This is a genomic window from Sphingomonas sp. Leaf9, from assembly GCF_001421355.1.
In the GTDB taxonomy this organism is placed as follows: domain Bacteria; phylum Pseudomonadota; class Alphaproteobacteria; order Sphingomonadales; family Sphingomonadaceae; genus Sphingomonas.
Map to the genome: position 1 here is coordinate 24392 of NZ_LMKC01000001.1, position 25717 is coordinate 50108.

Genomic DNA, 25717 nt, shown 5'->3' on the forward strand with positions numbered 1-25717 from the left:
GATCAGCGGCCTGCCGGGGCCGGACGTGCGCCGGCGGCCGGGGCGGCCTGTGCCGGGGCGGTCACGCTGACGCTGGGCAGCTGCGCGTTGAGCGCGGCCAGCACCGCATCGGTGATTTCGGTCGCCGGCGCGTTGTAGAAGCTGCTGCCCTTGTCGACGGCCAGCGTCGCGCCACGCTGCTGCGCGACCTGGGTGATGATCGGACCCAGCTTCGTGCCGATCTGCTCACGCACATAGGCGATGTTGCGCTGGACCTGCTGTTCCTGCTGCTCGATCTGCTGCTGCGAGGTCTGCTGCTTCTGCTGGAACGTGCGGATGCGGGTCTGGAGCGCCGCGTCCGGGTTGCCCTTGGCAGCGGTCACGGCAGTCTGCAGCGACTGCGCTTCGGTCTGCAGCGGCTGGCCGAGCGAGGTCGCGAGCGACTGGAGCTGGGTGCGCTGGGTCTGCAGCTGCGCGGTCGCCGCCTTGCACGCGGTGCAGTCACGGAAAATCCGCTCAGAATCGACGATGGCGATCTTCGCATCGGGCAGCGCCTGGGCGAACGCCGGGGCGGTCGGGAGCGCGAAGACGAATGCGGCAACAGCCGCCTTGGTGAAGCTACGCATCAGAATTGGGTTCCTACGTTGAAAGTGATGAGTTTCTTGTCGTCGCCCGGCTGGCTCAGCAACGCCTTGGCAAGGTCGATGCGCAGCGGCCCGAACGGCGAATTCCAGTTCACGCCAATACCGATCGACAGGCGCGGCTTGGCCGAGTCGCCCAAGAACTGTTCGAGGAAGGGCGCGGTCGTCGACGTGGCGATCGTATTGGTTTCGCCGCCGGCGCAGGTGCCGCCGATCGTCGCCGAATAGCCGACCGAACAGGTCGTCTGCCGGAACGCCGCCTGCCCCGACGCGTCGGTAAACTGGTTGTTGTACACCTGCTGGCCGTTGACCGTCGTGTTGGTCGTGAACGGCAGCAGCGACGGCGACCCGTCCTTGTTGAACTGCAGCGTGCCGTCGGCATTCTTCGCCTGCTGGAACTGCACCGTCGGCAACGGACGGGTAACGCCGAACAGCGCACCGGCCTGGATGAAGATCGACGGACGCAGGCCCAGTTCGGCGATACCCGATCCCAGCGGCGGCTCCAGTTCGAGCTTGCCGAGATAATAGGCCTTGCCGCCCAGCGGATCGTTCAGCACCTGATCGCGCGCAGTGACCAGCGCCTGGTCGCCGCCAGCGACCGAGCCGGTATATTGCTGGCGCTGGATGCGCGGGCCGACGCCACGAATGTCGAAGCCGCGGAACTGCGGTTCACCCAGATAGAAGCGATCGACGATGCGAACCGCGTCGATCCCCTCGCCCGGCTTTTTCTGCAGCGCGTGGATGTAACCGCCCTCGATGCCTGCCGACAGGACGAAGCCGCCGAGATTCCAGTATTTGTCGAAATCCCCCCGCACACGGGCATAGCGCACGTCGCCGCCCAGGCCGGCGAAATCGACGCCGGTGACCAGCCGCTGACCACGCGACGGGCGCAGGCGGTTGTTGAGATTGTCGAAGATCAGGTTCGCACCGACGATGCTCGACAGGCGATTACCGATCGAGTCGCACAGATAGCGTCCCGCCTTCAACGGGTCGCAGACACCGTTGGTAAAATAGGTATTTTCGTCCAGCCCGACATTGTCCTGGCTCAGCTGATACCGGCCCGACAGCGTCCAGAATTCGGTCAACGGCACGCTCGCCACGATCTGTCCGCCGGTCGAGACCTGCGAATAGAGCGAGTTGCGGCCTGTGCCGAGGAAGTTGAACGAATTGAAGTCGCGACGGAAGATCGTGCCGCCCAGCGCCACGTTCTTGTCGAACAGATAGGGTTCGGTGAACCCCAGCTCGACCGACTTCTGGTAGGTCGAATAGTTGACGGACGCCTGCAGGTCCTGCCCCTTGCCCCGGAAATTCCGCTGGCGGATCGACGCCTGGATGATGAAGCGTTCGAGGCTGGAGAAACCGGCCGAGAGCGTCAGCTCGCCAGTCGATTTTTCCTCGACGTTCGCCGCCAGGATGATGCGGTCGGGCGAGGAGCCTTCCTTGCGCTCGATCTCGAACTTTTCCTGGAAGTAGCCCAGCGAGTTGATGCGATCCTGCGACCGCTTGACCAGGAACGCGTTGAACGCATCCCCTTCGGCCACACGGAATTCGCGACGGATCACACGGTCCTGCGTCTGCGTGTTGCCGGTGATGTCGACCTTTTCGACATAGGTCCGGTTCGCTTCGTTCAGGAAGAACGTGATGCCCATCGTGAGCTTTTCACGATCGGGCTGATATTCCGGGCGGACATCGGTGAACGCATATCCGAACAGGCCGGCATATTCACTCAGCTGGTCGATCGCGTCTTCGGACAGCTTGGCGTTGTACCAGTCGCCCTTCTTCATCGGCAGCGTCTTGGTCAGCGCCGCGCTGTCGAAATCGCGGATCGCGCTTTCGACCGCCACGTCGCCGAATTTGTACCGCTTACCTTCTTCCACCACATAGGTGATGATGAAATCTTCCTTGTCCGGCGTCAGTTCGGCCACCGCCGAGATGACGCGGAAATCGGCATAGCCGTTGGTCAGGTAGAACTGGCGCAGCTTCTGCTGGTCATAGGCCAGCCGATCCTGGTCATAGCTCGTGTTCGAACTGAAGACGCGCCACGGACGCGACTCCTTGGTCGCCATCTCGCCGCGCAGCTCGCTGTCGCTGAACACCTCGTTGCCGAGGATGTTGATCTGGCGGACCTTGGATTTCGGCCCTTCCTGGATTTCGAAGATCACGTCGACGCGATTCTGGTCGAGCATGACCATCTTCGGTTCGACATTCGCCGCGAACCGGCCCTGCCGGCGGTACAGCTCGACGATGCGCGCGACGTCGGCGCGGACGGCGGTGCGGGTGAAGATCTGCCGCGGGGCGAGCTTGATCTCCTTGGTGATCTTGTCGTCCTTCAGCCGCTTGTTGCCTTCCAGCACCACGCGGTTGATGATCGGGTTCTCGCGGACCCGGACGATGATATCGCTGGTCTCGGCACCCTCGATCTCGACATTGGCGAGCAGGTCGGACGCATAGAGGTCCTTGATCGCCTGATCGAGCGTTTCCGCGGTGTATGGGCTGCCGACGCGCAGCTTCGTATAGGACAGTACCGTGTCCGGTTCGATGCGCTGCGCACCCTCGACCCGGAGCGAACGGATGGTCCGCACCGGGGCGGCGGGAACGGCGGGTGCCTGCACGGCAGGCGGCTGGACTGCCGGAGCAGCGGCAGCGGGACGCGTCTGTGCCGATGCCGCCGTGCCCGAGAGCATCGTGCTCGCGAGCAGCGCCACGCCATGTGCGCCATAAATCGAAAACTTGCTTGCCGTCACCAAACCCACCCCAACCGGAGGAACTTTCCAAACAGGACGAATGCGCCCTGCCCTAACCGCGTCAGCCGATCAAGCCGGCCAGCCCACGCCACACGCCGAACGCCCCCAGGTCGTTCACCGTGACGAATATCATCAGCGCCAGCAACAGCGCCAATCCGCCGCGAAATGCCCACTCCATCGTCTGCGGGCGCACCGGCCCGCGCTTTATCGCTTCGATGGCGTAAAAGAACAGATGCCCGCCATCGAGCATCGGAACTGGCAACAAGTTGATGAATCCCAGATTAATGGAAACGAACGCCACGAACGTCACCAGCGCCGGCCAGCCCAGCGAAAGCTGTTCGCCCGACGTCTTGGCGATGCGCAGCGGACCGCCCATTTCCTCCATCGACCGGCGACCGGTGATAATCTGCCCCAGGCCGTCGACGGTGCCGCGCAGGATCGATCCGACCATGCGGGCCCCCTCGACCGGGGCCTGCCACAGTGGCAGCGGCGCATAGACCGGCGCGCCACGCTCGATCCCGAAGCGGCCGATCTTTGCCTCGTTGCCGAAGCGATCGCGCTGCACCACCGATCCTATCACCGCATCCGCCGAGCGGAGCGCACCGCCGCGCACATAGTCGACGGTCACCCGCTCGCCCGGATGCATCGCGGTGTAGAAGGACAAGTCGGAAAATGTCTCGATCGATCGCCCGTCGAGCGACGCGATCCGGTCCCCCGGCTGCAATCCGGCGCGGTCGGCTGCGCTGCCCTGCACCACGCCGCCGATCGTCGCCGGCGTCCGATCCACGCCATAGGCCGCTGCAAAACCACCCAGAATCAGGACCGCCAGCAGCAGGTTCACCGCCGGTCCGGCGGCGACGATGATCGCCCGCTGCCACACCGGCTTTGCCTGAAACGTCCGGGCGCGCTCGTGCGCGGGCAGTTGCAGCCATTCGGCATCGGGCTGCGATGCCGGGTTCATGTCGCCGGCAAAACGGACATAGCCGCCCAGCGGCAACCAACCGAACTTCCACCGGGTACCATGGCGGTCGGTAAATCCGGCGACCTCCCGCCCGAACCCGACCGAGAAGGCATCGACCTTCACCCCGAACCAGCGTCCGGCGGCATAATGGCCCAGCTCGTGCAGGAAGACCAACGGCCCCAGCACCAGCAGGAACGCGATGATGGTCATCAACAGTCCGGGGGATTCGATCAAGCGACGCTGTCCTTCACACGCTCGCCCGCCAAGCCCCGTGCTTCGCTATCGATCGCCAGCACGGCGTCGATCGTCTGCGGCTTCGGCGGATCGAAGCGGTCGAGAACATCCGAGACGATTGCGGCAATTTCGAGGAAGCCTATCCGCCGGTCGAGAAAGGCGGCGACCGCCACCTCGTTCGCCGCATTCAGGATCGCCGGCCGCCCGCCGCCCGCCGCCAATGCGGCACGGGCCAGCGCCAATGCCGGAAAGCGCACCATGTCCGGCGCCTCGAAATCCAGCCGCCCGATCCGTGCGAGGTCGAGCCGCTCGCACGGCGTCTCCATCCGGTCGGGCCATGCCAGCGCGTGCGCGATCGGGACGCGCATGTCGGGCGACCCCAGCTGCGCCAGAGTCGACCCGTCGACATATTCGACCATCGAATGGATCACCGACTGGCGATGGACCAGCACGTCCAGCTGTTCCGGGGCCACCGGGAAGAGGTGATAGGCCTCGATCAGTTCGAGCCCCTTGTTCATCATCGTCGCCGAATCGACCGAGATCTTGGCGCCCATCGACCAGTTCGGATGCGCCACCGCCTGTTCGGGCGTGATCCCCTGCATCTCGGCCAGCGACCGTTCGCGAAACGGCCCGCCGCTCGCCGTCAGGATGATGCGGCGGATGCGTTCGGGCGGACAGTCGTCGAGGCACTGGAAAACGGCGTTATGTTCGCTATCGACCGGCAACAGCGTGGTACCGGCCTGGCCCGCCGCCGCCATCATCACCTCGCCGGCCGAGACCAGCGCTTCCTTGTTGGCCAGCGCCACCGCGCCGCCGCGCGCCAGCGCCGCCATCACCGGTTTCAGTCCCGCCGTCCCGACGATCGCCGCCATGGTCCAGTCGACCGGCCGCGCCGCGGCATCGATCACCGCCTGCGCACCGCCCGCCGCCTCGACCCCACTGCCGGCCAATGCCTCGCGCAGCACCGGCAGGCAGGCTTCGTCGCCGACCACCGCCAGCTTCGCGCCAACCCGCCGCGCCGCCGCCGCCAGCTTCCCCACATCGCGATGCGCGGTCAGCGCCTCGACCGCAAAGGCATCCGGCGTGCGTTCGATCAGGTCGAGCGTCGACGTGCCGACCGATCCGGTCGCGCCCAAAATGGTAACCCGCTTCATGCCAGATACAGCCCCGCCAATACCATCAGCGCCGCAGCAGGCGCGACGGGAACCAGTCCGTCCAATCGATCCATCACGCCGCCATGACCGGGCAGGACGTTGCCCGAATCCTTGACCCCGGCCTTACGCTTCAACTGGCTCTCGTACAGGTCGCCCATCTGCGCGAGCACCGCCAGCAGCGGCGTCACCAGCATCAGCAGCAGCGGCAACCCGGCAACATACAGCCCGCCCGCCAGTACCGACGCGGCGATCACGCCGCCGATCAGCCCGGCCCAGGTCTTGTTGGGACTGATCGTCGGCGCCAGCTTCGGCCCGCCGATCGAACGCCCCGCGAAATACGCCCCGATATCGCACGCCCACACCAGCGCCATCGCCCAGAAGGCGAGCAGCAGCCCGCCACCCTGCCCGCGCAGGAACACGACCGCCAGCGCCGGCGCTCCGCAATAGACGATGCCGCGCGCCAGCCCCGGCAACCGCGTGATAATGACGACAAAGAACGCCGCGCCGACGATCAGCCCCAGCGCCAGAAAGCTCGCGCCCGCCGCCAGCGGCGACAGGATCGCCAGCGGCACGGTCAGCGCAAGCTGGGCCAGCCGCTTATGCTCGCGCGACACTTTGTGCAGGTCGGCCCATTCGGCCATCATGAACAGCGTACCGATCGCGACCAGCAACCAGAAGACGAACCCGCCCAGCCACAGCGCAGTGGCGGCGACCGCGATCATCCCGACACTGGCCAGCGTCCGCCTGGCAAGGTCGGATTTGCGCCGCGCTACCGGATCGGCGGCGGGATCGGGGATCACAGGCCCCCGAACCGGCGCTGCCGCTGGCCATAGGCCGCGATCGCCTGCGCGAGCGCCTCGCCATCGAAATCGGGCCATAGCGTGTCGACGAACAGCAACTCGGCATATGCGGCCTGCCACAGCAGGAAGTTCGACAGGCGCTGTTCGCCCGACGTGCGGATCATCAGGTCGAGGGGCGGCAGGCCATCGGTATCGAGCTCGCGATCGATCGCCGCCTCGTCGATCGCCGACACCGGCATCCCCGCCGCGACCTTTTCCGCCAGCCGCCGCGCCGCCGCGACCAGCTCGGCCTGCGCACCATAGTTCAGCGCGATAGCGAGGATCGGCCCAGTGTTCGTCGCCGTCCGCGCGACCGCATCATCGATCAGCTCGACCAGATCGGCCTTCAGCGCACGGTAATTGCCCAGGATGCGCAGCCGCACGCCTTCGCGCGTCAGCTCCTTGATCTCGTTCTTCAGGAAATGGCGCAGCAACCCCATCAGGTCGCCGATTTCCTCTTCGGGACGACGCCAATTCTCGGAGGAGAAGGCATAGAGCGTCAGCGCCTCGATCCCCTGTTCTCGCGCCGCACGGGTGATGCGCCGCACCGCTTCCACGCCCTGCCGATGGCCGGCCACGCGCGGCAGCCGCCGGGCCTTTGCCCAGCGGCCGTTGCCGTCCATGATGATCGCCACATGACGGGGGATGACGGAAGAGGAAGGCAGGCCCGGTGCGGCGGAATCAGCCGCCGATACCGGAGCGCGCGCGGCGAACGACGTCACTTGCCGAGGATTTCCTTTTCCTTCGCGCTTGCGGCAGCATCGAGGTCGGCGATCGTCGCGTCGGTCATCTTCTGGACTTCGGTTTCGAGCTTCTTGCGCTCGTCTTCCGAATAGACGCCCTTCTTCTCGTCGGTCTTCAGGCTTTCCATGCCGTCACGACGGACGTTACGCACCGCGATGCGCGCCGATTCCGCGTACTTGCCGGCCAGCTTCGCCAGCTCCTTGCGGCGCTCCTCGGTCAGATCGGGGATCGGCAGGCGCAGCGTCTGGCCATCGACGATCGGATTGAGGCCGAGGCCCGCCGAGCGGATCGCCTTGTCGGTCGGGCCGACATTCGACTTGTCCCACACCTGCACCGACAGCATGCGCGGCTCGGGCGCCGAGACGGTCGCAACCTGGTTCAGCGGCATGTGCGCGCCGTACACCTCGACGGTAACCGGATCGAGCAGCGAAACCGACGCGCGACCGGTGCGGAGACCGCTCAGGTCGCCCTTCAACGATTCCACGGCACCGGCCATCCGGCGCTCCAGATCGGCCTTGTTATATGCGGCCATAACCGACTTCCTTCTGAATCAAGCGTTGTTCTGGACGATCGTCGACACACCTTCGCCCGCCAGCACGGCGGCAAGGTTGCCTTCGTCACGGATGTTGAAGACGACGATCGGGATATTGTTGTCGCGGCACAGTGCCACGGCCGACGCGTCCATGACCTTCAGGTCGTCGGCCAGCACGCGGCCGAAGCCCAGCGTGTCATAGCGGGTCGCGGTCGGCACCTTCTTCGGGTCGGCATCATAGACGCCATCGACGCTGGTGCCCTTGAACAGCGCTTCGCAGCCCATTTCGGCGGCGCGCAGCGCGGCGGTGGTGTCGGTGGTGAAGAACGGGCTGCCGGTGCCGGCGGCGAAGATCACGACGCGGCCCTTCTCCATGTGGCGCACGGCGCGGCGGCGGATATAGGGTTCGCACACCGATGCCATCGGGATCGCCGACTGCACCCGCGTCTCGACACCGATCTGCTCCAGCGCGTTCTGCATGGCGAGCGCATTCATCACGGTCGCGAGCATGCCCATGTAATCGGCGCTCGCCCGTTCAAAACCCTGCGCCGCACCGGCAACACCACGGAAGATATTGCCGCCGCCGACGACGACGCACACCTCGTGCCCCTCACCCCGTGCGGCCTTGATCTCGCGGGCAACGCGGTCGCACATCGCGGGATCGATGCCGAACTGGCCGGAGCCCATCAGCACTTCGCCGGACAGTTTCAGGAGGATACGGTTGAAGCGAGGACGGGTCATGGAACCTGCAAAGTTGGTCTATCAGAAGCGCGCCGGACCCTAGCCGCGACCGCCCGCAAAGCCAAGCGGGCATTGCCCCTCAGGGACGGATGCCCCGGACATGACGGCCGGATACAACAGGGGCCGCAAGCGCCTATCGCACTTGCGGCCCCTGTCTTTTGCCTGTCGGCGGTCGACCTTACTTGGTCAGGCCGGCCGTCGCGGCGACTTCGGCGGCGAAGTCGGTTTCTTCCTTCTCGATGCCTTCACCGAGCTGGAAGCGGACATAGTCCTTCAGCACGATGGTCGTGCCGGCGTCCTTGGCCGCCTTGGCAACGACATCGGCGACCGGCGTCTTGCCGTCCATGACGATCGGCTGGCTCAGCAGCGCGTTTTCCTTCGCGAACTTCTTCACCGAACCTTCGACCATCTTGGCGATGATGTCGGCCGGCTTGCCCGAATCGGCGGCCTTTTCGGTCGCGATCTGGCGCTCACGCTCCAGGATGTCCTGGTCGAGACCGCTCTCGTCCAGCGCCAGCGGGAAGGCAGCGGCGATGTGCATCGCGATCTGCTTGCCCAGCGGCTCCAGCACGTCGACGCCGGCATCCGATTCCAGCGCGACCAGCACGCCAATCTTGCCGAGGCCCGGACCCGCCGAGTTGTGGACGTAGGGAATGATCGCGCCCTTGGGGACTTCGACCGACTTCGCGCGGCGCAGGACCTGGTTTTCACCGATGGTCGAGATGTTGGCGACCAGCGCGTCCTCGACGGTGCCGCCGTTCGGCATCGCTTGGCGCTTCAGCGCCTCGACGTCATCACCCTTTTCCAAGGCGATCGCGACGACGTCACGCACGAAGCTCTGGAACTGGTCGTTCTTGGCGACGAAATCGGTCTGGCTGTTGACTTCGATCGCCACGCCCTTGGTGCCGGCGACGGCAACGCCGACCAGACCTTCGGCCGCGGTGCGGCTCGACTTCTTGGCGACGGCGGCAAGGCCCTTGGTGCGCAGCCAGTCGACGGCGGCTTCCATGTCGCCGTTGTTCTCGGACAGCGCCTTCTTGCAGTCCATCATGCCGGCGCCCGAGCGCTCACGCAGTTCCTTGACGGCGGTGGCGGTAACTTCTGCCATGATCAGGCTCCTGATTGGTGTTCGATATGCTTGCGGGCGAGGCAGCGCGTGTTCCGCCCTGCCCCGCCCGCACGTCAGTTCCGTGACAGCTTACGCTTCGACAGCGGCTTCCGGCTGCGCGGTCGGCTCGGCGGTCAGCGCTTCCTCGGCCGGCGGCTCGTCCATCGCGCCCAGGTCGCGGCCCGAATGGGCCATCGCCTGCTGGCCGCCACGGGTCGCGGCGATCGCGATCGCTTCGCAGTACAGGCGGATCGCACGGCTTGCGTCGTCGTTCGCCGGAACCGGGAACGCGATGCCGTCCGGCGACACGTTCGAATCGAGGATCGCAACGACCGGGATACCCAGCGTGTTGGCTTCCTTGATCGCCAGCTCTTCCTTGTTCGCGTCGATCACGAACATGATGTCGGGAATGCCGCCCAGATCGCGGATACCGCCAAGCGAAAGCTCGAGCTTGTCCTTCTCGCGGGTCAGGTTCAGCACTTCCTTCTTCGTCAGGCCGTGCGTGTCGCCCGACAGCTGCTCTTCAAGGGCCTTCAGGCGCTTGATCGAGTTGCTGATCGTCTTCCAGTTGGTAAGCATGCCGCCCAGCCAGCGGTGGTTCACGAAATGCTGGCCCGACTTGCGCGCTGCTTCCGCGATCGGCTCCTGCGCCTGGCGCTTGGTGCCAACGAACAGGACCTTGCCGCCCGATGCCACGGTCGACGACACGAATTCCAGGGCGCGCGCGAACAGCGGCACGGTCTGCGACAGGTCGAGGATGTGGACGCCGTTACGATCGCCAAAGATGTACGGCTTCATCTTCGGGTTCCAGCGGTGGGTCTGGTGGCCGAAGTGCGCGCCCGATTCGAGCAGCGCCTGCATGGTGACGACGGGTGCCGCCATAGGATAATTCCTTCCGGTTGATCCTCTGGGAAGCAGGAACCCTAGTCAGGCCAAAGGCCCAGGCACCGGTATGAGCGCTTCCCATGTGGGGTTGAGGCGGCGGCCTTTAGCGTAACGAACCGAAACGATCAAGACTTGACGGTGGAACGATATGAGAACATAACCGGTCCAGACACGGATCATGGAACAAGACCTCACATAACTGGTTGAGGGACCTTGCGATTTCATGATCGCATGATCGGGGAGTTTCGAGATGGCCCTGTTGGTTTCTGCACTGTTCGCCGCCGGCTTCGTTATCGCCGTCGCTACGATCTTCGCCACGGTCCTGCCGGCAAAGGACCGCATCCTCCGCCTGCTGATGCGCGGCCCGGAATGGACGATCGATCCGCTGCCGCCGGTACATCTGACTTCGCGGCGCGGCGTTATCCGTCAGCGTCCGATTACGGTCGTGGCGCAGCCGCTTCGCGCTGCCGCCTGATTCGTGCATAGCTGCGAATGCTGAACGGGAGCGTCGCCAGATAGGCGACGCAAACCGCCGTCAGCGTCTGCCACGGGGCGGAGACGAGCGCCGCTGCGACGATCACCACCCCGACGATCGCTTCGAACCGGATGTTGCGACGGAGCTTAAGCGACGACCAGCTATAGGTCGCGAGGCTCGACACCATCAGGAACGCGACAAACGCCACCCATGGCGCCACGAGCCAGGGTGAGCGGAACAACTCCTCGCCCGACCAGATCCAGATATAGAGCGGCAGCATCGCCAGCCCGGCACCGGCCGGCGCCGGAATGCCGGTCAGGAAGCCCGCTGATTTGTGCGGCTGATCGTCAGCATCGATCCGCGCGTTGAAGCGGGCAAGGCGCAGCGCGGTAAACACCGCATAAACCAGCGACACGATCCAGCCGATCCGCGGTTCGGCCAGCAGCGCCCAGAGATACATGATGAGCGCGGGCGACACGCCGAACGAGATCGCGTCGGACAGGGAATCGAGCTCCGCGCCGAACTTGCTCTCGCCGCGGACCAGCCGCGCGACGCGCCCGTCCAACCCGTCGAGCACACCGGCGAGCAGGACCATCAGGACGGCGCGTTCCCACTCTCCCCCGATCGCGAAACGAATGCCGGTCAGGCCGGAACACAGCGCCAATGCGGTGACGGCATTGGGGGCGACGGCGCGCAGCGGGATGCCCCGCACGGGAAGCGGACGACGCATCGTCATTGCGCGATGCCGGTGGCGGCGGCGATACCGGCGCGGCCCAGCACGGTTTCACCGGCAACGCTGCGCTGGCCCAGCGCGACCTGCGGCTCGGTGCCCTCGGGCAGATACACGTCCACCCGGCTGCCGAAACGGATCAGGCCGACCCGCTGTCCGGCGGCGACGAAATCGCCCGGCTTCACGAACGCGACGATCCGGCGCGCGACAAGACCCGCGATCTGCGTGAACCCGACGCGCTGGCCATCCAGCCCCTCGACCACGACATGCTGGCGCTCATTCTCGTCGCTCGCCTTGTCGAGATCGGCGTTGAAGAATTTGCCCGAGATATAAACGACCTGCCGGATGGTGCCGGCGATCGGGGTGCGGTTGATGTGGACGTCGAACACCGACATGAAGATCGATACGCGCACCAGCGGCTGATCGCCTAGGCCGTTGGGCCCGCGCAGCTCTGCCGGCAGCTCGACCCGCTGGATCATCGTGACCAGCCCGTCGGCAGGCGCCACGATCAGCCCCTCGCCCTGCGGCGTGGTGCGGATCGGATCGCGAAAGAACGACGCGACCCACAAGGTGACCAGCCCCATCGGCCATGCGAGCGTCTCCCACGCCATGAAGGCGAAGAAGGCGGTGACGACGGCGGCGATAAGGACGTATTTGCGCCCTTCGGGATGAACCGAGGGCCAGCGCCACTTGACGGTCGTGTTGCCGACCGCGGGCTTTTCGAGCGATGCCATGAAGCGTGGTGTAGCCAAGACGGGTCGTGCTGACAACCGCCCTGCACTCCCGTGCGGTTGATCCCGCGGCAACGACCCCGTAAGGCCCAGCCCAACCGCAACTATATCGAGAACAGGCGCATGGCGAAGATCAAGGTCAAAACCCCGGTCGTGGAGATCGACGGCGACGAAATGACCCGCATCATCTGGGCATGGATCCGCGAGCGGTTGATCCAGCCCTATCTCGAAATCGATCTCGATTACTACGACCTGGGTATCGAGAAGCGCGACGAGACTGACGACAAGATCACGGTCGACAGCGCCAAGGCGATCCAGAAGTACGGCGTCGGCGTGAAGTGCGCCACGATCACCCCCGACGAACAGCGCGTCGAGGAATTCGGCCTAAAGAAGATGTGGCGTTCGCCCAACGGCACGATCCGCAACATCCTGGGCGGCGTCGTCTTCCGCGAACCGATCGTCATCTCGAACGTGCCGCGCCTGATTCCGGGCTGGACCAAGCCGATCGTCGTCGGCCGCCATGCGTTCGGCGACCAGTACAAGGCGACCGATTTCAAGGTGCCGGGTGCCGGCAAGCTGACCATGAAGTGGGAAGGCACCGACGGCCAGGTGATCGAGGAGGAAGTGTTCGACTTCCCCGCCGCCGGCGTCGCCATGGGCATGTACAACCTCGACGAATCGATCCGCGATTTCGCCCGTGCGTCGATGAACTATGGCCTTGGCCGCGGCTGGCCGGTGTACCTGTCGACCAAGAACACGATCCTGAAGGCCTATGACGGCCGCTTCAAGGATATCTTCGAAGAAGTGTTCGCCGCCGAATTCAAGGACAAGTTCCAGGCCGCCGGCATCGAATATCAGCATCGCCTGATCGACGACATGGTGGCATCGGCGCTGAAGTGGCACGGCGAATTCGTCTGGGCCTGCAAGAACTATGACGGCGACGTGCAGTCGGATCAGGTCGCGCAGGGCTTCGGTTCGCTCGGCCTCATGACCTCGGTCCTGATGTCGCCGGATGGCAAGACGATCGAAGCGGAAGCGGCGCACGGCACCGTCACCCGCCACTATCGCCAGCACCAGCAGGGCAAGGCGACCTCGACCAACCCGATCGCGTCGATCTTCGCATGGACCGGCGGCCTGAAGTATCGCGGCAAGTTCGACGGCACGCCCGACGTGACGAAGTTCGCCGAGACGCTGGAGCGCGTCTGCATCGAGACCGTCGAGGCCGGCCACATGACCAAGGATCTGGCGATCCTGATCGGCCCGCATCAGCCGTGGATGACCACCGAGCAGTTCTTCGAACAGGTTCGCGTCAACCTCGAATCGGCGATGGGCGCGCAGGGCTAAGCCCCTCGCATCTCCGCACGTTTCCGGCGGCGTCCATCCAAACGGATGGGCGCCGTTGGTACGTTAGCGGTTGCTGCATCCGTGCCGCGTCCGCAACAATGGCCCCATGCCATTGCCGATTGATTCGACGCCGTTCAGCGATTCGCTGGTCATCCTGGGGGCCGCGGGCCTCGTCATTCCCGCCTTTGCCCGGTTTCGCGTCAACCCGGTGATCGGGTTCATCCTGGTCGGAGTGCTGGTCGGTCCGTTCGGCCTGGGCGCATTGGTCGACCGGGCGCCGTGGCTGTTCCACATCACGATCACCGACCGCCATTCGATCGAACCCTTTGCCGAATTCGGCATCGTGCTGCTGCTGTTTTCGATCGGGCTCGAACTGTCGTTCAAGCGGCTCTGGGCGATGCGGCGACAGGTGTTCGGGCTGGGTGCCGCCGAACTCTTCGGGTCGGCGCTGCTGATCGGCATTGCCTTGATGGTGCTGGGACAGGCGACCGCCGGCGCGATCGGGCTGGGCCTTGCGCTCGCGCTGTCCTCGACCGCGCTGGTGCTGCCGATGGCGGGCACCACCGGCCCGGTCGGCCGCCCTGCCTTCTCGATGCTGCTGTTCGAGGACCTGGCGCTGGTCCCGATCATCTTCGCCTTGGGCGCGCTGGCCCCGACCGCGACCGACGAGGGCTGGGCCGGGCTCGCCAACACGCTGATGTGGGGCGCGCTCAGCGTCGTCGGCCTCTACGCTGCCGGTCGCCTGTTCCTGCCGCGCCTGTTTGCGCAGGCGGCACGGACCAAGAGCCCCGAACTGTTCCTGTCGGCCAGCCTGCTGGTCGTGATCGTCGCCAGCCTGGTCACCACCGCCGCCGGCCTCTCGCCGATCGTCGGCGCGCTGCTCGCCGGGCTGTTGATCGCCGAAACCGAATATCACAGCGAGGTCGAGGTCATCACCGCCCCGTTCAAGGGGCTGGCGCTCGGCGTGTTCCTGATCACCGTCGGCATGAGCCTCGACCTCGGGACCATCGTCGACAACTGGCCCGAATTGCTGGGTGCGATCGCCGGGGTGGTGGTGCTGAAGGCGGCGGTGACGGGTGGCCTGCTCTGGTTCAACGGCGTGCGGCCGGGCACCGCGACCGAAACCGGCCTGCTGATGTCCAGCCCGTCCGAAACCACGCTGATCGTGCTGACCGCCGCAACGCAGGCGCAGCTGATCCAGCCCTCGACCGCCGCCTTCTGGCAAACGGTCACCGCGATCGGGCTGACCATCACGCCGCTGCTGGCAACGCTGGGCAAACGCGCGTCGCGGCGGATCGAACACCGCGTCGGATCACCCGAGGAGGCACCGGTCGATACCGCGGCGGGGCGCGTCGTCATCATCGGCTTCGGCCGGGTCGGGCGCCTGGTTGCCGAGATGCTCAAGACCCATGGCAAGCCCTATATCGCGGTCGATTCGGATATCGATAACGTGGCGACGGCCCGTGCGGAGGGGCATCCGATCCTGTTCGGCGACGTTTCGCGTTCCGAACTGGTCGACCGGCTCGACCTTGGCCGGGCGTCCGCACTGGTGCTGACGATGGACGATCCGGTGCTGACCGTGCGCCTGACCCGCCGCGTCCGGGGATGGGTGCCGAACCTCACCATCCTTGCCCGCGCCCGCGACGCGACCCACGCCGCCGAACTTTATGCCGCCGGGGTCAGCGACGCGGTGCCCGAAACGCTCGAAAGCTCGCTGCAATTGTCGGAAGCGGTGCTGGTCGACCTGGGCGTTGCGATGGGGCCGGTGATCGCATCGATCCACGAAAAGCGCGACGAACTGCGCCAGACGATCCGCGAACAGGCCGATCTGGAGCGCGAACCCCGCATCCGCCGCCTGCGCCGGATCGACGACCCGGTATAGCGGCGGCGTGCGGCGCGTCGCTAAAAAGCGAAGCGTGCCCGGCCCAGAATTCGGTCGCCGCTATGCCGCCGGTCGCCGATCGGCGCGACCGCGCGGTCGTCGGTCAGGTCGGTCCCCACATAATCGATCGCCAGCGTCAGCGGCCCCGTCACATGTTCGACCCCCAACCGCCAGTCGACATAGGTTCCGCCGGGCCGCAGCCGATCCGCCCGCGCCGCGTCGTCCACCGCGCCCGACGATCGCCCGACGCCGCCGATCAGCGTAAACGGCGTCATCGGCAACCCCGCCACGGCCTGTGCCGACAGATACAGGTTGCTACCGCCGATCGCCCGCTGCGGCGGGGCGTAGAGCGCCCCGGCAGTCAGTTCGACCGAACCCAGCGTATAGCGGGCATCGCCCCCGAACTCCGCATAATCCATGCCCCGCGCCGCACCGGCAAAGACATGGCCGATCGCCCGCCCGCGCAGGGCGAACGGCCCGACATCGCCGCCGATCGCCGCGCCCAGATCGGCCACCGCATCGGCCCCGTCGTGCCGTACCGATCCGCGCAGCGCCGCGACCCGTGCGTCGAGATCGACCATGCCCAGCGTCAGCGCGGCATCGCCAGACACCGACGCCCGCCCCTCGCTCCAGCTCAACCCGCGTCGCCGCTCGTCGGTGGTCGCTTCGACCCCGACCGAGGGTAAGGATTGCGCCTGCGCCGCTGCCGTCACCAGCAGCGATGCGACGCCGAATGCGATCCGTCCGATCATCCTGCCTGCGTCGTCCCATGCATCCGGTCGATTTCGGCATGCAGTACCGGGTGATCTTCCTGCGCCAACTGCACCAGCCGCGCCTGCAGCACCGCGTCCCGACGCGCGACCTCCTGGGCGATCGCCGCCTTCTGCGCGCTGCACCATCCGGGACGACTACCCTCGATCGCCGCATCATGGGTGAAGGACCGCGCCAGCGTCGATCCCGACGCATGCCGCGCCTGTCGTTCGACAACCAGTCCAGCGCGCCACACGCAGCGCAGCGTCGACGGACGCCCACCGGCACCGACCGTTCCGACCTGCTGATGGGTCACCCGCACATCGGCGGTGTAATCCGACTGCACGGTGCCGCTGCGATGATCGACGCGCATGCTGTGCGCCATACCGCCGTCCGGCGCCGCGATCGCCGCGCCCAGCAACAGCCCGACCATTCCGACCATCATCCCTTCTCTCCTTCATCCTGCTGCGGACGGCCCCGCCCCATATTGGCCGGTGACCGTGTGGACGTTCGTCCGATCCGTACATAACCGATCACGGCGGGGCGGCGTTCCGCAATCCGCGGCGGCAACGCTTTGTAACGAAATGAAAACGCCGTCCGGAGGCATCCCCCGGACGGCGCTTTCGCGAACGGACGGTGCCGGTACCGGCACCCGTCGGTTACTTCATGTGCGCGCTCAGCAGCTTGTTCATTTCGAACATCGAGCACGACTTCTTGCCGAACAGCTTTTCCAGCGTTTCGTCCGCCAGGATTTCGCGCTTGTCCTTCGGGTTCTGCAGGTCGTGCTTCTTGATATATTCCCACATCTTGCTGACGACTTCGCTGCGGGGCAGCGGGTCGGATCCGGTGATCTTCGCCAGATCGGCCGACGGCGTCACCGGCTTCGCGATTCCGCCCCGGGCGCCGCCGGTCGTCGTGGTTTCCTTGGCCATAATATTCCTCCTAGTCCCCCTGCGAACCGCGCTTCTTCAGCGCGGCAGGTCGATGGTTATGCAAGGTTCCGAACCGCTTGTCGCGGGGGAATTGCGACGAAACGTACCGTCAATCCCACGAAATTCCCCCGTCGACCGCGCTTTTCGGCCGCGATCGGCTCAGAACCCGAACCGCGCGCGCACGCCGTAGAAACGCGGCATGGCGGGATAGACGCCGTAGGTGCCGGTCTGTTCCGGGATCGCGAAGCCCGAAATGTTGTAATATTGGTTCGTGATATTCTCGACGAAGAATTCCAGCTGCTTGCGGCGATCGTCGGTCGCGAGACCGATCTTGCCGTTGAGCAGCGGATAGCCGTCGTTGCCGACCGTCGTCCGGCCCGTCCCGTCGCGCACGATCGACACATCGCTGTTATACCGCATGTCGACGTGGAACAGCATATTGAGATTGTCGGTCAGGCGCGGGGTCCAGGTCGCTGCAACCGTCACGACATTGCGCGGCTGGTTCAGGAACTGGCGGCCATTCTGGTTCTGCAGCGGCGTGCCGGTGAAATCATTGCCGGCATCATAGGATGCGTTGAGCAGCGTGTAGCCCAGGCGGAAGCTCAGCTCGCGGATCGGCTGGATCAGCGATTCGATCTCGACGCCCTTTGCGGTCGACTTGGGCACGTTCTGCACGACGAAGCTGTTGCCGGCGAAGATCAGCGACTGCAGCCCCTTGAACTTCTGGTAGAAGAACGCCGCGTTGAACGAGAATTGCCGCGTCACGCTGGTCTTGAAGCCCAGTTCGTAGCTGTCGACCGTCTCCGCCCCGAATTCCAGATCGGTCGCCTGCGCGCCGTCCCCGCCCAGCACCGTCGTGTTGAAGCTCGCCTGGTCGAGGTTATAGCCGCCCGACTTGAACCCGCGATCATAGCTTGCATAGGTCAGGATGTCGGGGGTCAGCTTGTAGGCGAGCTTCGCGGTACCGGTCAGGCGGCTTTCCGACCGCTTGTGGCTGTAATTGCCGTTGAACTCGCTCGACACCGCCGGATTGCAGCTGAGCAGGAACAGGTTCTGGAACAGCGCCGGGCTCGCCTGGCGGATCAGGTTGCGATAGGTCACCGCGCGCGGATCGTTGCCGAGGAAGAAGCCGCACGCCGCCGGATTGCTGTTGATCGACGCCGCCAGCTCCTTGCGCTCGTAATTATAGCGCAGGCCCAGCGTCAGCGAGAGCTTGTCGTTGAAATTGATGATGTTGTGCGTGAACAGCGCAAAGGCGTTGGTATCGACCTGGAAATCGTCGTTATTGTTGCCCTGTCCGGCGACGTTCGGCGTCAGCGGGGTGTTCAGATAGTTGAACAGCGCCGATCCGGGCGGGGCCGCCGCCTGCAACTGCGGGCTCTGTGCATAGAGCAGCTGCCCGAACAGCGGCACGGTGCCGGTCGGCAGTGCCGCGCCACCGCGCAGCGACGTCACCAGCTGGGTAAAGGTCGGCACGTTGAAGCTGCCGAAGAACTGCGCCTGCCGCCCGATACCGCCCGCCGACGGCGGCGCACCGAGCACCCCGGCCAGCAGCGTGTCGACATAGCGATTGGCGTCGTTGCCCAACCGCACTGTGTCGCGCAGCTTCAGCTGTTCGTTCAGGTAGAAGCCGCCGACGAGGAAATCGAGCTTCCCGTCGAACAGCTGCCCCTGCAACCGCAATTCCTGCGTGATATCGCGCAGCGACGACTTGTAGCCCTCGCGATAGGCGCGATCGATGCCCGAGTAATCGATGTCCTGGTTCCGCAGCACGCGGAAGTCGCGATAGGCGCTGATCGAGGTGAGCTTCAGGTCGCCGATATCGGCGTTCATCTCGCCCGACACGCCCCAGTCGCGCACCGCTTCCTTGTAATCGCGGTTGGGCGAGGCGGCCATTTTCCGCTCGGACGGCGCGCCGGTATAGATGCCGGTACGCCCCTGCTGCGCCGCGATCGCCTGGATCGCCGCCGCCGTCTGTCCGCGGGTGCCGCTGACCACGCCGCAGCATTGCTCGTCGGTCTTGTAGTAATCACCGATCAGGCGGAAGCTGAATGCGGACGTGTCGTACAGCGCCTGGCCGCGGACGTACCAGCGGTTGATGTCGTTGAACGCGCGGTCTGAATTGACGTCCTCGATATACCCGTCGCGCTTGCGGTATCCGCCGTCGAGGCGCAGCGCGAGCTGTTCGCTGACCGGCCCGGTCAACGCGCCCTTCAATTCATACGCGTTGAAATTGCCGTATTCGCCCTCGACATAACCGCCCAGATCGAATTTCGGCATCGCGGTCGTCACCGACAGCGCACCGGCCGAGGTGTTGCGGCCAAACAGCGTCCCCTGCGGCCCGCGCAGCACCTCCACGCGCTCGACCTCGGGCAGCTCGGCGATGGCGATGCCCGCGCGCGAGCGGAACACGCCATCGATGAACACGCCGACTGCCGGTTCGAAGCCGGGATTGTCGCCCGCCGTGCCGACGCCGCGAATCGACAGCGAGGTCGCGGTCGCCGACGACTGGCCGGTCGTCGTCTGGAGCGAGGGCGCCAGCTGTTCGAGGCCGCGAATATCGCGCACGCCGGCATCGTCCAGCAGCTGTGCGTTCACCGCCGTCACCGCGATCGGCACGTCCTGAATCGGTTCGGCGCGGCGGTTGGCGGTCACGATGATCTCGTTCCCCCAGTCGTCGTCGGCCTGTGCCGTAGCGTCACCCGGCGCGGCCGGCGCGGTGGGCGAAGCGGCGGGCGCGGACGGCGTGGTCTGCGCCCATGCCGGGACGGCGCCGGCGACCATCGACAGGGCGGTCGCGGTCAGCAGGTGGAACTTCTTCATGGCATCCCCTCTTCCTCAGCTGCCGATATGGTCCGGCTATGCATGTTGCATTTGGTGACGAAGCATCTATCCCGCGTCAACGGGCAACCTGCATCAACGGCACGCTTTCATCGGCGAACGGGTATGGAAGCCACAGTCGCCGCACCACAGGGGATCGCCCCCGCTGCCACTGTTGAGTCGAAGATCGGGAATGGAACGATACCATGTGTGACGCGAACGACGACAGCGACGCCTGCGAACTGCTGGGCCCCGCGCCCAAGATTCCGGTACCCGACGATGTGGTGGAGGCGATCCGCACGCTGCTGCGCTGGACCGGCGACGACCCGACCCGCGAGGGATTGCGCGACACGCCGCTGCGCGTCGCACGCGCCTGGCGCGAATATACGCAGGGCTATGCCGAGGACCCCGCGCAACATCTGGGTCGCGTGTTCGAAGAAGTCGGCGGCTATGACGAGATCGTGCTGCTGCGCGACATTCCGTTTCAGTCGCACTGCGAACATCACATGGCCCCGATCATCGGCAAGGCGCATATCGCCTATCTGCCCAAGGACCATGTCGTCGGTATTTCGAAGCTCGCCCGCGTCCTCCACGGCTATGCCCGGCGATTGCAGGTGCAGGAACGGCTGACCGCCGAGGTCGCCGACTGTATCTGGAACGGCCTGCGCCCGCGTGGCGTCGCGGTGGTGATCGAGGCGACGCATGGCTGCATGACGTCGCGCGGGGTCCGCACGCCCGGCGTGACCATGACGACCAGCCGGATGATGGGCGTGTTCCGCGAGGACGAGCGCAGTCGCAAGGAAGTGTTGTCGCTGATCGCACGCGGATGACGGAACGGCGGCGCGATGCGGGACGTTGCAACGCCATGATCCGCACCCTCGCCTGCCTCCTCGCCGCAGCGGCGGTGACCGCCTGCTCCGCCGAGCCCCCCGCCGCCGCCAATGCGGCCGATCCCGCCCGCCTTGTCGGGTCGGTCGGCGGTGCCGCGCCGGCATCGACCCCGCAGCCGGCGGCGGCAAAGGGCCTGCCCGAACCGACCGAGCCACATGCGGCGCCTGAATTGCAGCCGATGGTCTATGCCGATTTCAAGGACAAGGACCTGCTGGGGTCGGGCTGTTCGTTCCGCACCGTCCCGCGCGGCCCCGTGCTGCTGCTAGTCCGCGACCAGGGCGACGGCCTCGTCAAGTTCGACAAGCGCCTGCGCCGGATCACCGCCGCGACGCCGGGGCGCGAGGCGATCCAGAATGGCGGCATCCTTGCCGGCGATAAGGTGGCGTTCACCGTCGACCGTCCCGCCGCCAATGCCGACCCCGCATCCGATTCGACCCGCCAATGGCCCGCCACGCTGACGATGCGCACGCCCGATGGCGGCGAACGCATCTATCGCGGCGGCCGGTGGGAATGTGGCAGCTGATCGACCGGATTGCGTCGCGGCCACGGGCATTCTACAGCGTGCGCGTGGCCTCGTAGCTCAGCTGGACAGAGCGCCGCTTTCCTAAAGCGGGCGTCGGGGGTTCGAGTCCCTCCGAGGCCACCAGTTTCCCGAAGCGATGGGGTGCGTTGGCACCACGCCCATTCCCCTGACCCAATCCGTTCGCTTCGAGCTTGTCGAGAACCGAGCGGATCAGATTGGCTGAAAAGCCACTAATTCGCCCGCTCCGGCGGCACGATGGGCAGCGGCAGCGGTGCGATCGGCACGCCTTCCTCGACCAGCGCCTTCGCCTCCTCGCGGGTCGCCTGCCCGTGGATCGGCGCATGATCGGCGTCGCCGACATGCATCGCCCGCGCCCGATCGGCGAAGGCACGGCCGACCCATTCGCTGCCCGACAATGCCGCCTGCTGCGCCTTCGCCAATGCCGCCAGCGCGGCCTTCATCGCCTCGGGCGGCGGTCCCGCCGGCCGGTCGCCCTTGGCCGCGATGTTCGGGGCCATCACCGCCTTGTCGATCCGCGCGTCGTCGCACATCGGACAGCGGATCAGCGACCGTTCGCGCTGGTCGGCATAGGCATCGCTCGATGCGAACCATGCCTCGAACACATGCGCGTTGCCGCAGCGCAGGTCGAACACGATCATCCGACGATGTCGACCGGCGGGATCGGGCGACGATGGTCGAGCACCGGCACCCGCGCCCGCACCGCCGCGACCTGATCCGGGTCGATCTCGACCATGCCGATCCCCGCCGCCTCGCCCATGTCGAGCAGCACCTTGCCCCATGGATCGATCACCAACGAATGGCCAAAGGTCGCGCGGCCATCGGCATGGACCCCGGTCTGCGCCGCCGCGACGACGAAGGCCCCCGCCTCGATCGCCCGCGCGCGCAGCAAGATGTGCCAGTGCGCCTGCCCCGTCGGCACGGTGAAGGCCGCAGGCACCGACAGGATCGTCGCGCCCGCATCGCTCATCGCGCGGAACAGGTCGGCAAAGCGCAGGTCGTAGCAGATCGACAGTCCCATCGCCCCCGCCGGCGTCGCGACAACACAGGCACGCTCGCCCGGCGCATAGCTGGCCGACTCACGCCAGCTTTCGCCGCTGGGCAACGTCACGTCGAACAGGTGCAGCTTGTCATAGGTCGCGCGGACCGTGCCACTGTCGTCGATCACATAGCCGCGATTGGCCAACCGGCCATCATCGCGCCGGATCGCCAGCGACCCCAGATGGACCCAGATGCCCGCCCGCGCCGCCGCATCGCACGACGCCCGCAGCACCCGATCGCCAGCTTCGGTCGTAATCGACGCGGCGGCACGCGCGCGGTCGCGATCGATCAGCCCGGACATTTCGGGCGTGAACAGCATTGCCGCACCACCCGCGCCCGCCCGCTCGATCGCGTCCACCAGCACCGCGGCATTGGCATCTGGATCGATGCCGGCGGTCATCTGGAGCAGGGCAAGCTTCATGCCGTCAGCAGCGCGTCCAACCTGCCCTCACGCTCCAGCGCTGCCAGATCGTCCGATCCGCCGACATGGGTGTCGCCGATGAAGATCTGCGGCACCGTCGTACGGCCATTGGACTTCGCCAGCATTTCCTGCCGCTTCGGGCCGCCCATGCTGATATCGATCTCTTCATAGGCCGCGCCCTTCCCGTCGAGCAGCCGCTTGGCGCGCGTGCAATAGGGGCAGAAGGCCTTCGTGTAGATGAGGATGCTTGCCATGGACGTCAGGTGTGTCCGCTTCAGCCCCTTGTCAATCATCCGTGCCGACGACCCGTGCCCAGCACAGGACCGTGACCCGCCGCGCGCCTGCACGGCGTAGCGCATTGGTACAGGCGTCGACCGTCGCGCCGCTGGTGTGGACGTCATCGATCAGCACCACCGAACGCCCGGCGACCGCCGCCGGATCGTCGACGACAAAGGCACCGCGCACCGCCTTTGCCCGCGCCCGTCCGCTCATGCCGCGGAGCGGCGGCGTCGGGCGGGTCCGGCGCAGGCTGTCGCGCAGCACCGGCAAGCCGCGCATCCGCCCGAGCGCCGCGGCGATCAGCACCGACTGGTTATACCCCCGCGACCACAGCCGCCGCCGGTGGAGCGGCACCGGGATCAGGCAATCGGCATCCACCGCCAGATGCCGGGCCATCAACCGCGCCATCGTCGTCGCCAGTGCCAGCCGCCCGCCATATTTCAGTTTGAGCGCCACATCGCGCGCGACCGGGCCATAGGCGACCGCCGCGCGCACCCCGTCATGCACCGGTGGCTGGTGCAGGCAGGGGGCACAGCGCATTCCCGGACCCTGATCGACCGCCATCGGTGCGCCGCATCCGGCACAGGCCGGGTCGCCCAGAAACCGTAACCCCGTCCAGCATCCCGCACAAAAGCGATGATCCGCCTCCACCACGACGCCACACCCCGGACAGCGCGGCGGGATCGCAAGGGCGACCAGTTGCGCGATGGCGGCGGCGGGCAGGTGGGCAAGGCGCATCGCGTGCCCTTGTCGCCGCGCCCGCCGCCCGGCACAAGGCGCGGCGTGAGTGCCCCCGATCTCTTTGCCCGCCCGCGCCGTCGCCTGCACCGCGACCGCGCCCAGTTCGACTTCGCCCGCGCCGATTTCCTGCACCGCTATATGCTGGAGGGGATCGAGGACCGGTTGCAGGCGGTGACGCGCAGTTTCTCGGACGTCCTGGACCTTGGCTGCGCCGATGCCGCCTTCGCCCCGCCGCCCGGCGCGCGGATCGCCCGGTTCGATCCCGGCTTCGCCTTTGCTCGCGCCGCGCACGGCGTGCAGGGGGACGAAGACCGGCTGCCCTTCGCCGATGGCGCGTTCGATCTGGTGGTGTCGGTCGGCGTGCTCGACAGCGTGAACGACCTGCCCGGCGCGCTGACGCTGATCCGCCGCAGCCTGCGCCCCGACGGACTGTTCCTCGCCGCCTTCACCGGGGGCCGCACGCTCGCGACCCTGCGCCAGTCGCTGCTGGCGGCCGAGGCGGATCGCCCAGCGGCGCGGGTTCATCCACAGATCGACCTGCGCTCGGCCGGCGACCTGCTGGTGCGCGCCGGCTTCGCGCTGCCCGTCGCCGATTCCGAAACGCTGACCGTGCGCTATGCGGGGCTTGGCAAGCTGGTCGACGACCTGCGCGGCATGGGCGCGACCGGCCTGCTGGAGCCGGCCCCGCTCGGCCGCGCCGGGCTGGTCGCCGCCGCCTCGGCCTTTGCCGATCGCGCCGATTCCGATGGCCGCACCGCCGAAGCGTTTGAGGTCATCTACCTGACCGGCTGGGCCCCCGCGCCCAGCCAGCCGCAACCGGCGCGTCGCGGCAGCGCCACCGCCTCGCTCGCCGACACGCTGGGTCGGCCGGGCGCGCCCTAGACCAGCGCTTCGAGCAGTCCGATCAGCGGCCGGTCGGCGGGCGGCATCGGCAGTGCGTGCAACTGCACCGGCCGCAGCCATTGCAGCGCCGTCGCATGCCGCGCGACCGGTATCCCGTGCCATTTGCGCAGGGCATAGAGCAGCAGCAACAGGTGCCGCTCGCCCAGCGCCTCGCTGGCAAAGGCGGCCGGCGCCAGGCACTGGTGATCGACCACGATCCCCAGTTCCTCGTCCAGTTCGCGGACCAGCGCCGCCTCGGGCGTCTCGCCAGCTTCCACCTTGCCGCCGGGAAATTCCCACAGACCGGCCATCGCCGTGCCCGGCGGACGCTGCTGGACCAGCACGCGCCCGTCGCCGTCGATCATCGCGGCGGCGGTTACCAGTAATATGCGGGCCGGGGCGGACGACACTTTCTTAACCTCGTTCGGGATAGGGATCGGCGCTACAGCCATCGGGAGTCTTCCGTCATGCGTTCATCTCTGCGCCTGCTGCGCAGCCTGTGGCGGGACCAGCGCGGCGGGACCGCCATCGAATACGGCATGATCCTCGCCCTGATCGTGATCGGCTTGATCGCCGCGATTGCTGCATTGGGCAAGACCACCAGCGATCTGTGGAATGGCATCACACTGAATGTGACGCAAACCGGACCGCAAGGTTAACCATCAAAATGATTTCCTCACGATTTCTTTAAACTT

General features: G+C 66.4%; 28 protein-coding genes and 1 tRNA gene. 8 read left to right on the forward strand and 21 right to left on the reverse strand.

Annotated elements, in window-relative coordinates; genetic code table 11:
* Positions 1 to 2: 2 nt before the first annotated feature.
* From ASE58_RS00090 to rpsB, 10 genes are all read right to left on the reverse strand, one after another.
* Positions 3 to 605 carry an OmpH family outer membrane protein gene (locus ASE58_RS00090; protein WP_055761377.1) on the reverse strand — a complete coding sequence of 201 codons (603 nt, stop codon included), beginning with the start codon at positions 603 to 605 and terminating at the stop codon, positions 3 to 5.
* Positions 605 to 3364, reverse strand: coding sequence for an outer membrane protein assembly factor BamA (gene bamA, locus ASE58_RS00095; RefSeq protein ID WP_055761721.1), 2760 nt, complete (start codon positions 3362 to 3364; stop codon positions 605 to 607). The genes ASE58_RS00090 and bamA overlap by 1 nt, the downstream gene beginning before the upstream one ends.
* Positions 3365 to 3425: 61 nt before the next feature.
* Positions 3426 to 4559 (reverse strand): M50 family metallopeptidase, encoded by a 1134-nt coding sequence (locus ASE58_RS00100; protein ID WP_055816892.1) that lies wholly within the window; start codon positions 4557 to 4559, stop codon positions 3426 to 3428.
* Positions 4556 to 5713, reverse strand: coding sequence for a 1-deoxy-D-xylulose-5-phosphate reductoisomerase (locus ASE58_RS00105; RefSeq protein WP_055816894.1), 1158 nt, complete (start codon positions 5711 to 5713; stop codon positions 4556 to 4558). The genes ASE58_RS00100 and ASE58_RS00105 overlap by 4 nt, the downstream gene beginning before the upstream one ends.
* A complete protein-coding gene (locus tag ASE58_RS00110; RefSeq protein WP_268795041.1) occupies positions 5710 to 6513 on the reverse strand; it encodes a phosphatidate cytidylyltransferase in 804 nt (267 codons plus the stop codon). The genes ASE58_RS00105 and ASE58_RS00110 overlap by 4 nt, the downstream gene beginning before the upstream one ends.
* Positions 6510 to 7274: an isoprenyl transferase gene (locus ASE58_RS00115; RefSeq protein ID WP_055816896.1), complete on the reverse strand. Its 765-nt coding sequence runs from the start codon at positions 7272 to 7274 to the stop codon at positions 6510 to 6512. Before ASE58_RS00115 ends, ASE58_RS00110 begins: the two co-directional genes overlap by 4 nt.
* A complete protein-coding gene (frr, locus tag ASE58_RS00120) occupies positions 7271 to 7828 on the reverse strand; it encodes a ribosome recycling factor (protein WP_055761366.1) in 558 nt (185 codons plus the stop codon). Before frr ends, ASE58_RS00115 begins: the two co-directional genes overlap by 4 nt.
* Before the next feature lie 18 nt (positions 7829 to 7846).
* Positions 7847 to 8569, reverse strand: coding sequence for a UMP kinase (gene pyrH / locus ASE58_RS00125; RefSeq protein WP_055761362.1), 723 nt, complete (start codon positions 8567 to 8569; stop codon positions 7847 to 7849).
* Between the two features lie 178 nt (positions 8570 to 8747).
* Positions 8748 to 9677, reverse strand: coding sequence for a translation elongation factor Ts (gene tsf / locus ASE58_RS00130; RefSeq protein WP_055816898.1), 930 nt, complete (start codon positions 9675 to 9677; stop codon positions 8748 to 8750).
* Between the two features lie 90 nt (positions 9678 to 9767).
* On the reverse strand, positions 9768 to 10559 hold the full coding sequence (gene rpsB / locus ASE58_RS00135; RefSeq protein WP_055761356.1) for a 30S ribosomal protein S2: 792 nt from the start codon (positions 10557 to 10559) through the stop codon (positions 9768 to 9770).
* A 253-nt stretch (positions 10560 to 10812) separates the two neighbouring features.
* On the opposite strand from rpsB, the gene ASE58_RS00140 reads away from it, so the two are divergent.
* Complete coding sequence (locus ASE58_RS00140; protein WP_055761354.1) at positions 10813 to 11037, forward strand: hypothetical protein; 225 nt, start codon at positions 10813 to 10815, stop codon at positions 11035 to 11037.
* On the opposite strand, the gene ASE58_RS00145 is transcribed toward ASE58_RS00140, so the two are convergent.
* Positions 11000 to 11773 carry a CDP-alcohol phosphatidyltransferase family protein gene (locus ASE58_RS00145; RefSeq protein WP_055761351.1) on the reverse strand — a complete coding sequence of 258 codons (774 nt, stop codon included), beginning with the start codon at positions 11771 to 11773 and terminating at the stop codon, positions 11000 to 11002. The two genes, ASE58_RS00140 and ASE58_RS00145, sit on opposite strands and share 38 nt — an antisense overlap.
* A complete protein-coding gene (locus ASE58_RS00150) occupies positions 11770 to 12501 on the reverse strand; it encodes a phosphatidylserine decarboxylase (RefSeq protein ID WP_055816900.1) in 732 nt (243 codons plus the stop codon). Before ASE58_RS00150 ends, ASE58_RS00145 begins: the two co-directional genes overlap by 4 nt.
* A gap of 120 nt (positions 12502 to 12621) precedes the next feature.
* On the opposite strand from ASE58_RS00150, the gene ASE58_RS00155 reads away from it, so the two are divergent.
* Both ASE58_RS00155 and ASE58_RS00160 read left to right on the forward strand, forming a co-directional pair.
* Complete coding sequence (locus tag ASE58_RS00155; protein WP_055816902.1) at positions 12622 to 13842, forward strand: NADP-dependent isocitrate dehydrogenase; 1221 nt, start codon at positions 12622 to 12624, stop codon at positions 13840 to 13842.
* A 106-nt stretch (positions 13843 to 13948) separates the two neighbouring features.
* Entirely contained in the window at positions 13949 to 15724 is a 1776-nt protein-coding gene (locus ASE58_RS00160) for a cation:proton antiporter domain-containing protein (protein WP_055761716.1), read from the forward strand.
* A gap of 20 nt (positions 15725 to 15744) precedes the next feature.
* Here the strand turns inward: ASE58_RS00160 and ASE58_RS00165 are convergent, their stop codons facing one another.
* From ASE58_RS00165 to ASE58_RS00180, 4 genes are all read right to left on the reverse strand, one after another.
* Complete coding sequence (locus ASE58_RS00165; RefSeq protein WP_055816903.1) at positions 15745 to 16476, reverse strand: TorF family putative porin; 732 nt, start codon at positions 16474 to 16476, stop codon at positions 15745 to 15747.
* Positions 16473 to 16919 carry a hypothetical protein gene (locus ASE58_RS00170; RefSeq protein WP_055816906.1) on the reverse strand — a complete coding sequence of 149 codons (447 nt, stop codon included), beginning with the start codon at positions 16917 to 16919 and terminating at the stop codon, positions 16473 to 16475. Before ASE58_RS00170 ends, ASE58_RS00165 begins: the two co-directional genes overlap by 4 nt.
* A 214-nt stretch (positions 16920 to 17133) precedes the next feature.
* Complete coding sequence (locus ASE58_RS00175) at positions 17134 to 17406, reverse strand: SWIB/MDM2 domain-containing protein (RefSeq protein ID WP_055761337.1); 273 nt, start codon at positions 17404 to 17406, stop codon at positions 17134 to 17136.
* A gap of 159 nt (positions 17407 to 17565) precedes the next feature.
* Complete coding sequence (locus ASE58_RS00180; protein WP_055816908.1) at positions 17566 to 20229, reverse strand: TonB-dependent receptor; 2664 nt, start codon at positions 20227 to 20229, stop codon at positions 17566 to 17568.
* A gap of 203 nt (positions 20230 to 20432) precedes the next feature.
* Between ASE58_RS00180 and folE the strand changes: the two genes are divergently transcribed.
* From folE to ASE58_RS00195, 3 genes are all read left to right on the forward strand, one after another.
* A complete protein-coding gene (gene folE, locus ASE58_RS00185) occupies positions 20433 to 21056 on the forward strand; it encodes a GTP cyclohydrolase I FolE (RefSeq protein WP_055816910.1) in 624 nt (207 codons plus the stop codon).
* Positions 21057 to 21091: 35 nt separating this feature from the next.
* Positions 21092 to 21640, forward strand: a complete 549-nt coding sequence (locus ASE58_RS00190) for a hypothetical protein (RefSeq protein WP_156347542.1) — start codon at positions 21092 to 21094, stop codon at positions 21638 to 21640.
* A gap of 46 nt (positions 21641 to 21686) precedes the next feature.
* Positions 21687 to 21763: transfer RNA gene (locus tag ASE58_RS00195), tRNA-Arg, on the forward strand.
* A gap of 107 nt (positions 21764 to 21870) precedes the next feature.
* Here the strand turns inward: ASE58_RS00195 and ASE58_RS00200 are convergent.
* Genes ASE58_RS00200 through ASE58_RS00215 form a run of 4 tightly spaced genes read right to left on the reverse strand, consistent with a single transcriptional unit; the run spans position 21871 to position 24137 of the window.
* Positions 21871 to 22299: a DUF1178 family protein gene (locus tag ASE58_RS00200; protein WP_055816914.1), complete on the reverse strand. Its 429-nt coding sequence runs from the start codon at positions 22297 to 22299 to the stop codon at positions 21871 to 21873.
* On the reverse strand, positions 22296 to 23120 hold the full coding sequence (locus tag ASE58_RS00205) for a carbon-nitrogen hydrolase family protein (RefSeq protein WP_055816916.1): 825 nt from the start codon (positions 23118 to 23120) through the stop codon (positions 22296 to 22298). Before ASE58_RS00205 ends, ASE58_RS00200 begins: the two co-directional genes overlap by 4 nt.
* Positions 23117 to 23374, reverse strand: coding sequence for a glutaredoxin 3 (gene grxC / locus ASE58_RS00210; protein WP_055761713.1), 258 nt, complete (start codon positions 23372 to 23374; stop codon positions 23117 to 23119). Before grxC ends, ASE58_RS00205 begins: the two co-directional genes overlap by 4 nt.
* Before the next feature lie 31 nt (positions 23375 to 23405).
* Entirely contained in the window at positions 23406 to 24137 is a 732-nt protein-coding gene (locus tag ASE58_RS00215; protein ID WP_055816918.1) for a ComF family protein, read from the reverse strand.
* 45 nt (positions 24138 to 24182) lie between these two features.
* On the opposite strand from ASE58_RS00215, the gene ASE58_RS00220 reads away from it, so the two are divergent.
* On the forward strand, positions 24183 to 25022 hold the full coding sequence (locus ASE58_RS00220; protein ID WP_055816920.1) for a class I SAM-dependent methyltransferase: 840 nt from the start codon (positions 24183 to 24185) through the stop codon (positions 25020 to 25022).
* Here ASE58_RS00220 and ASE58_RS00225 read toward each other — a convergent pair.
* Positions 25019 to 25387: a (deoxy)nucleoside triphosphate pyrophosphohydrolase gene (locus ASE58_RS00225; protein WP_055761314.1), complete on the reverse strand. Its 369-nt coding sequence runs from the start codon at positions 25385 to 25387 to the stop codon at positions 25019 to 25021. The genes ASE58_RS00220 and ASE58_RS00225 overlap by 4 nt on opposite strands.
* A 102-nt stretch (positions 25388 to 25489) precedes the next feature.
* Between ASE58_RS00225 and ASE58_RS00230 the strand changes: the two genes are divergently transcribed.
* On the forward strand, positions 25490 to 25681 hold the full coding sequence (locus ASE58_RS00230) for a Flp family type IVb pilin (protein ID WP_055761311.1): 192 nt from the start codon (positions 25490 to 25492) through the stop codon (positions 25679 to 25681).
* Positions 25682 to 25717: the final 36 nt, after the last annotated feature.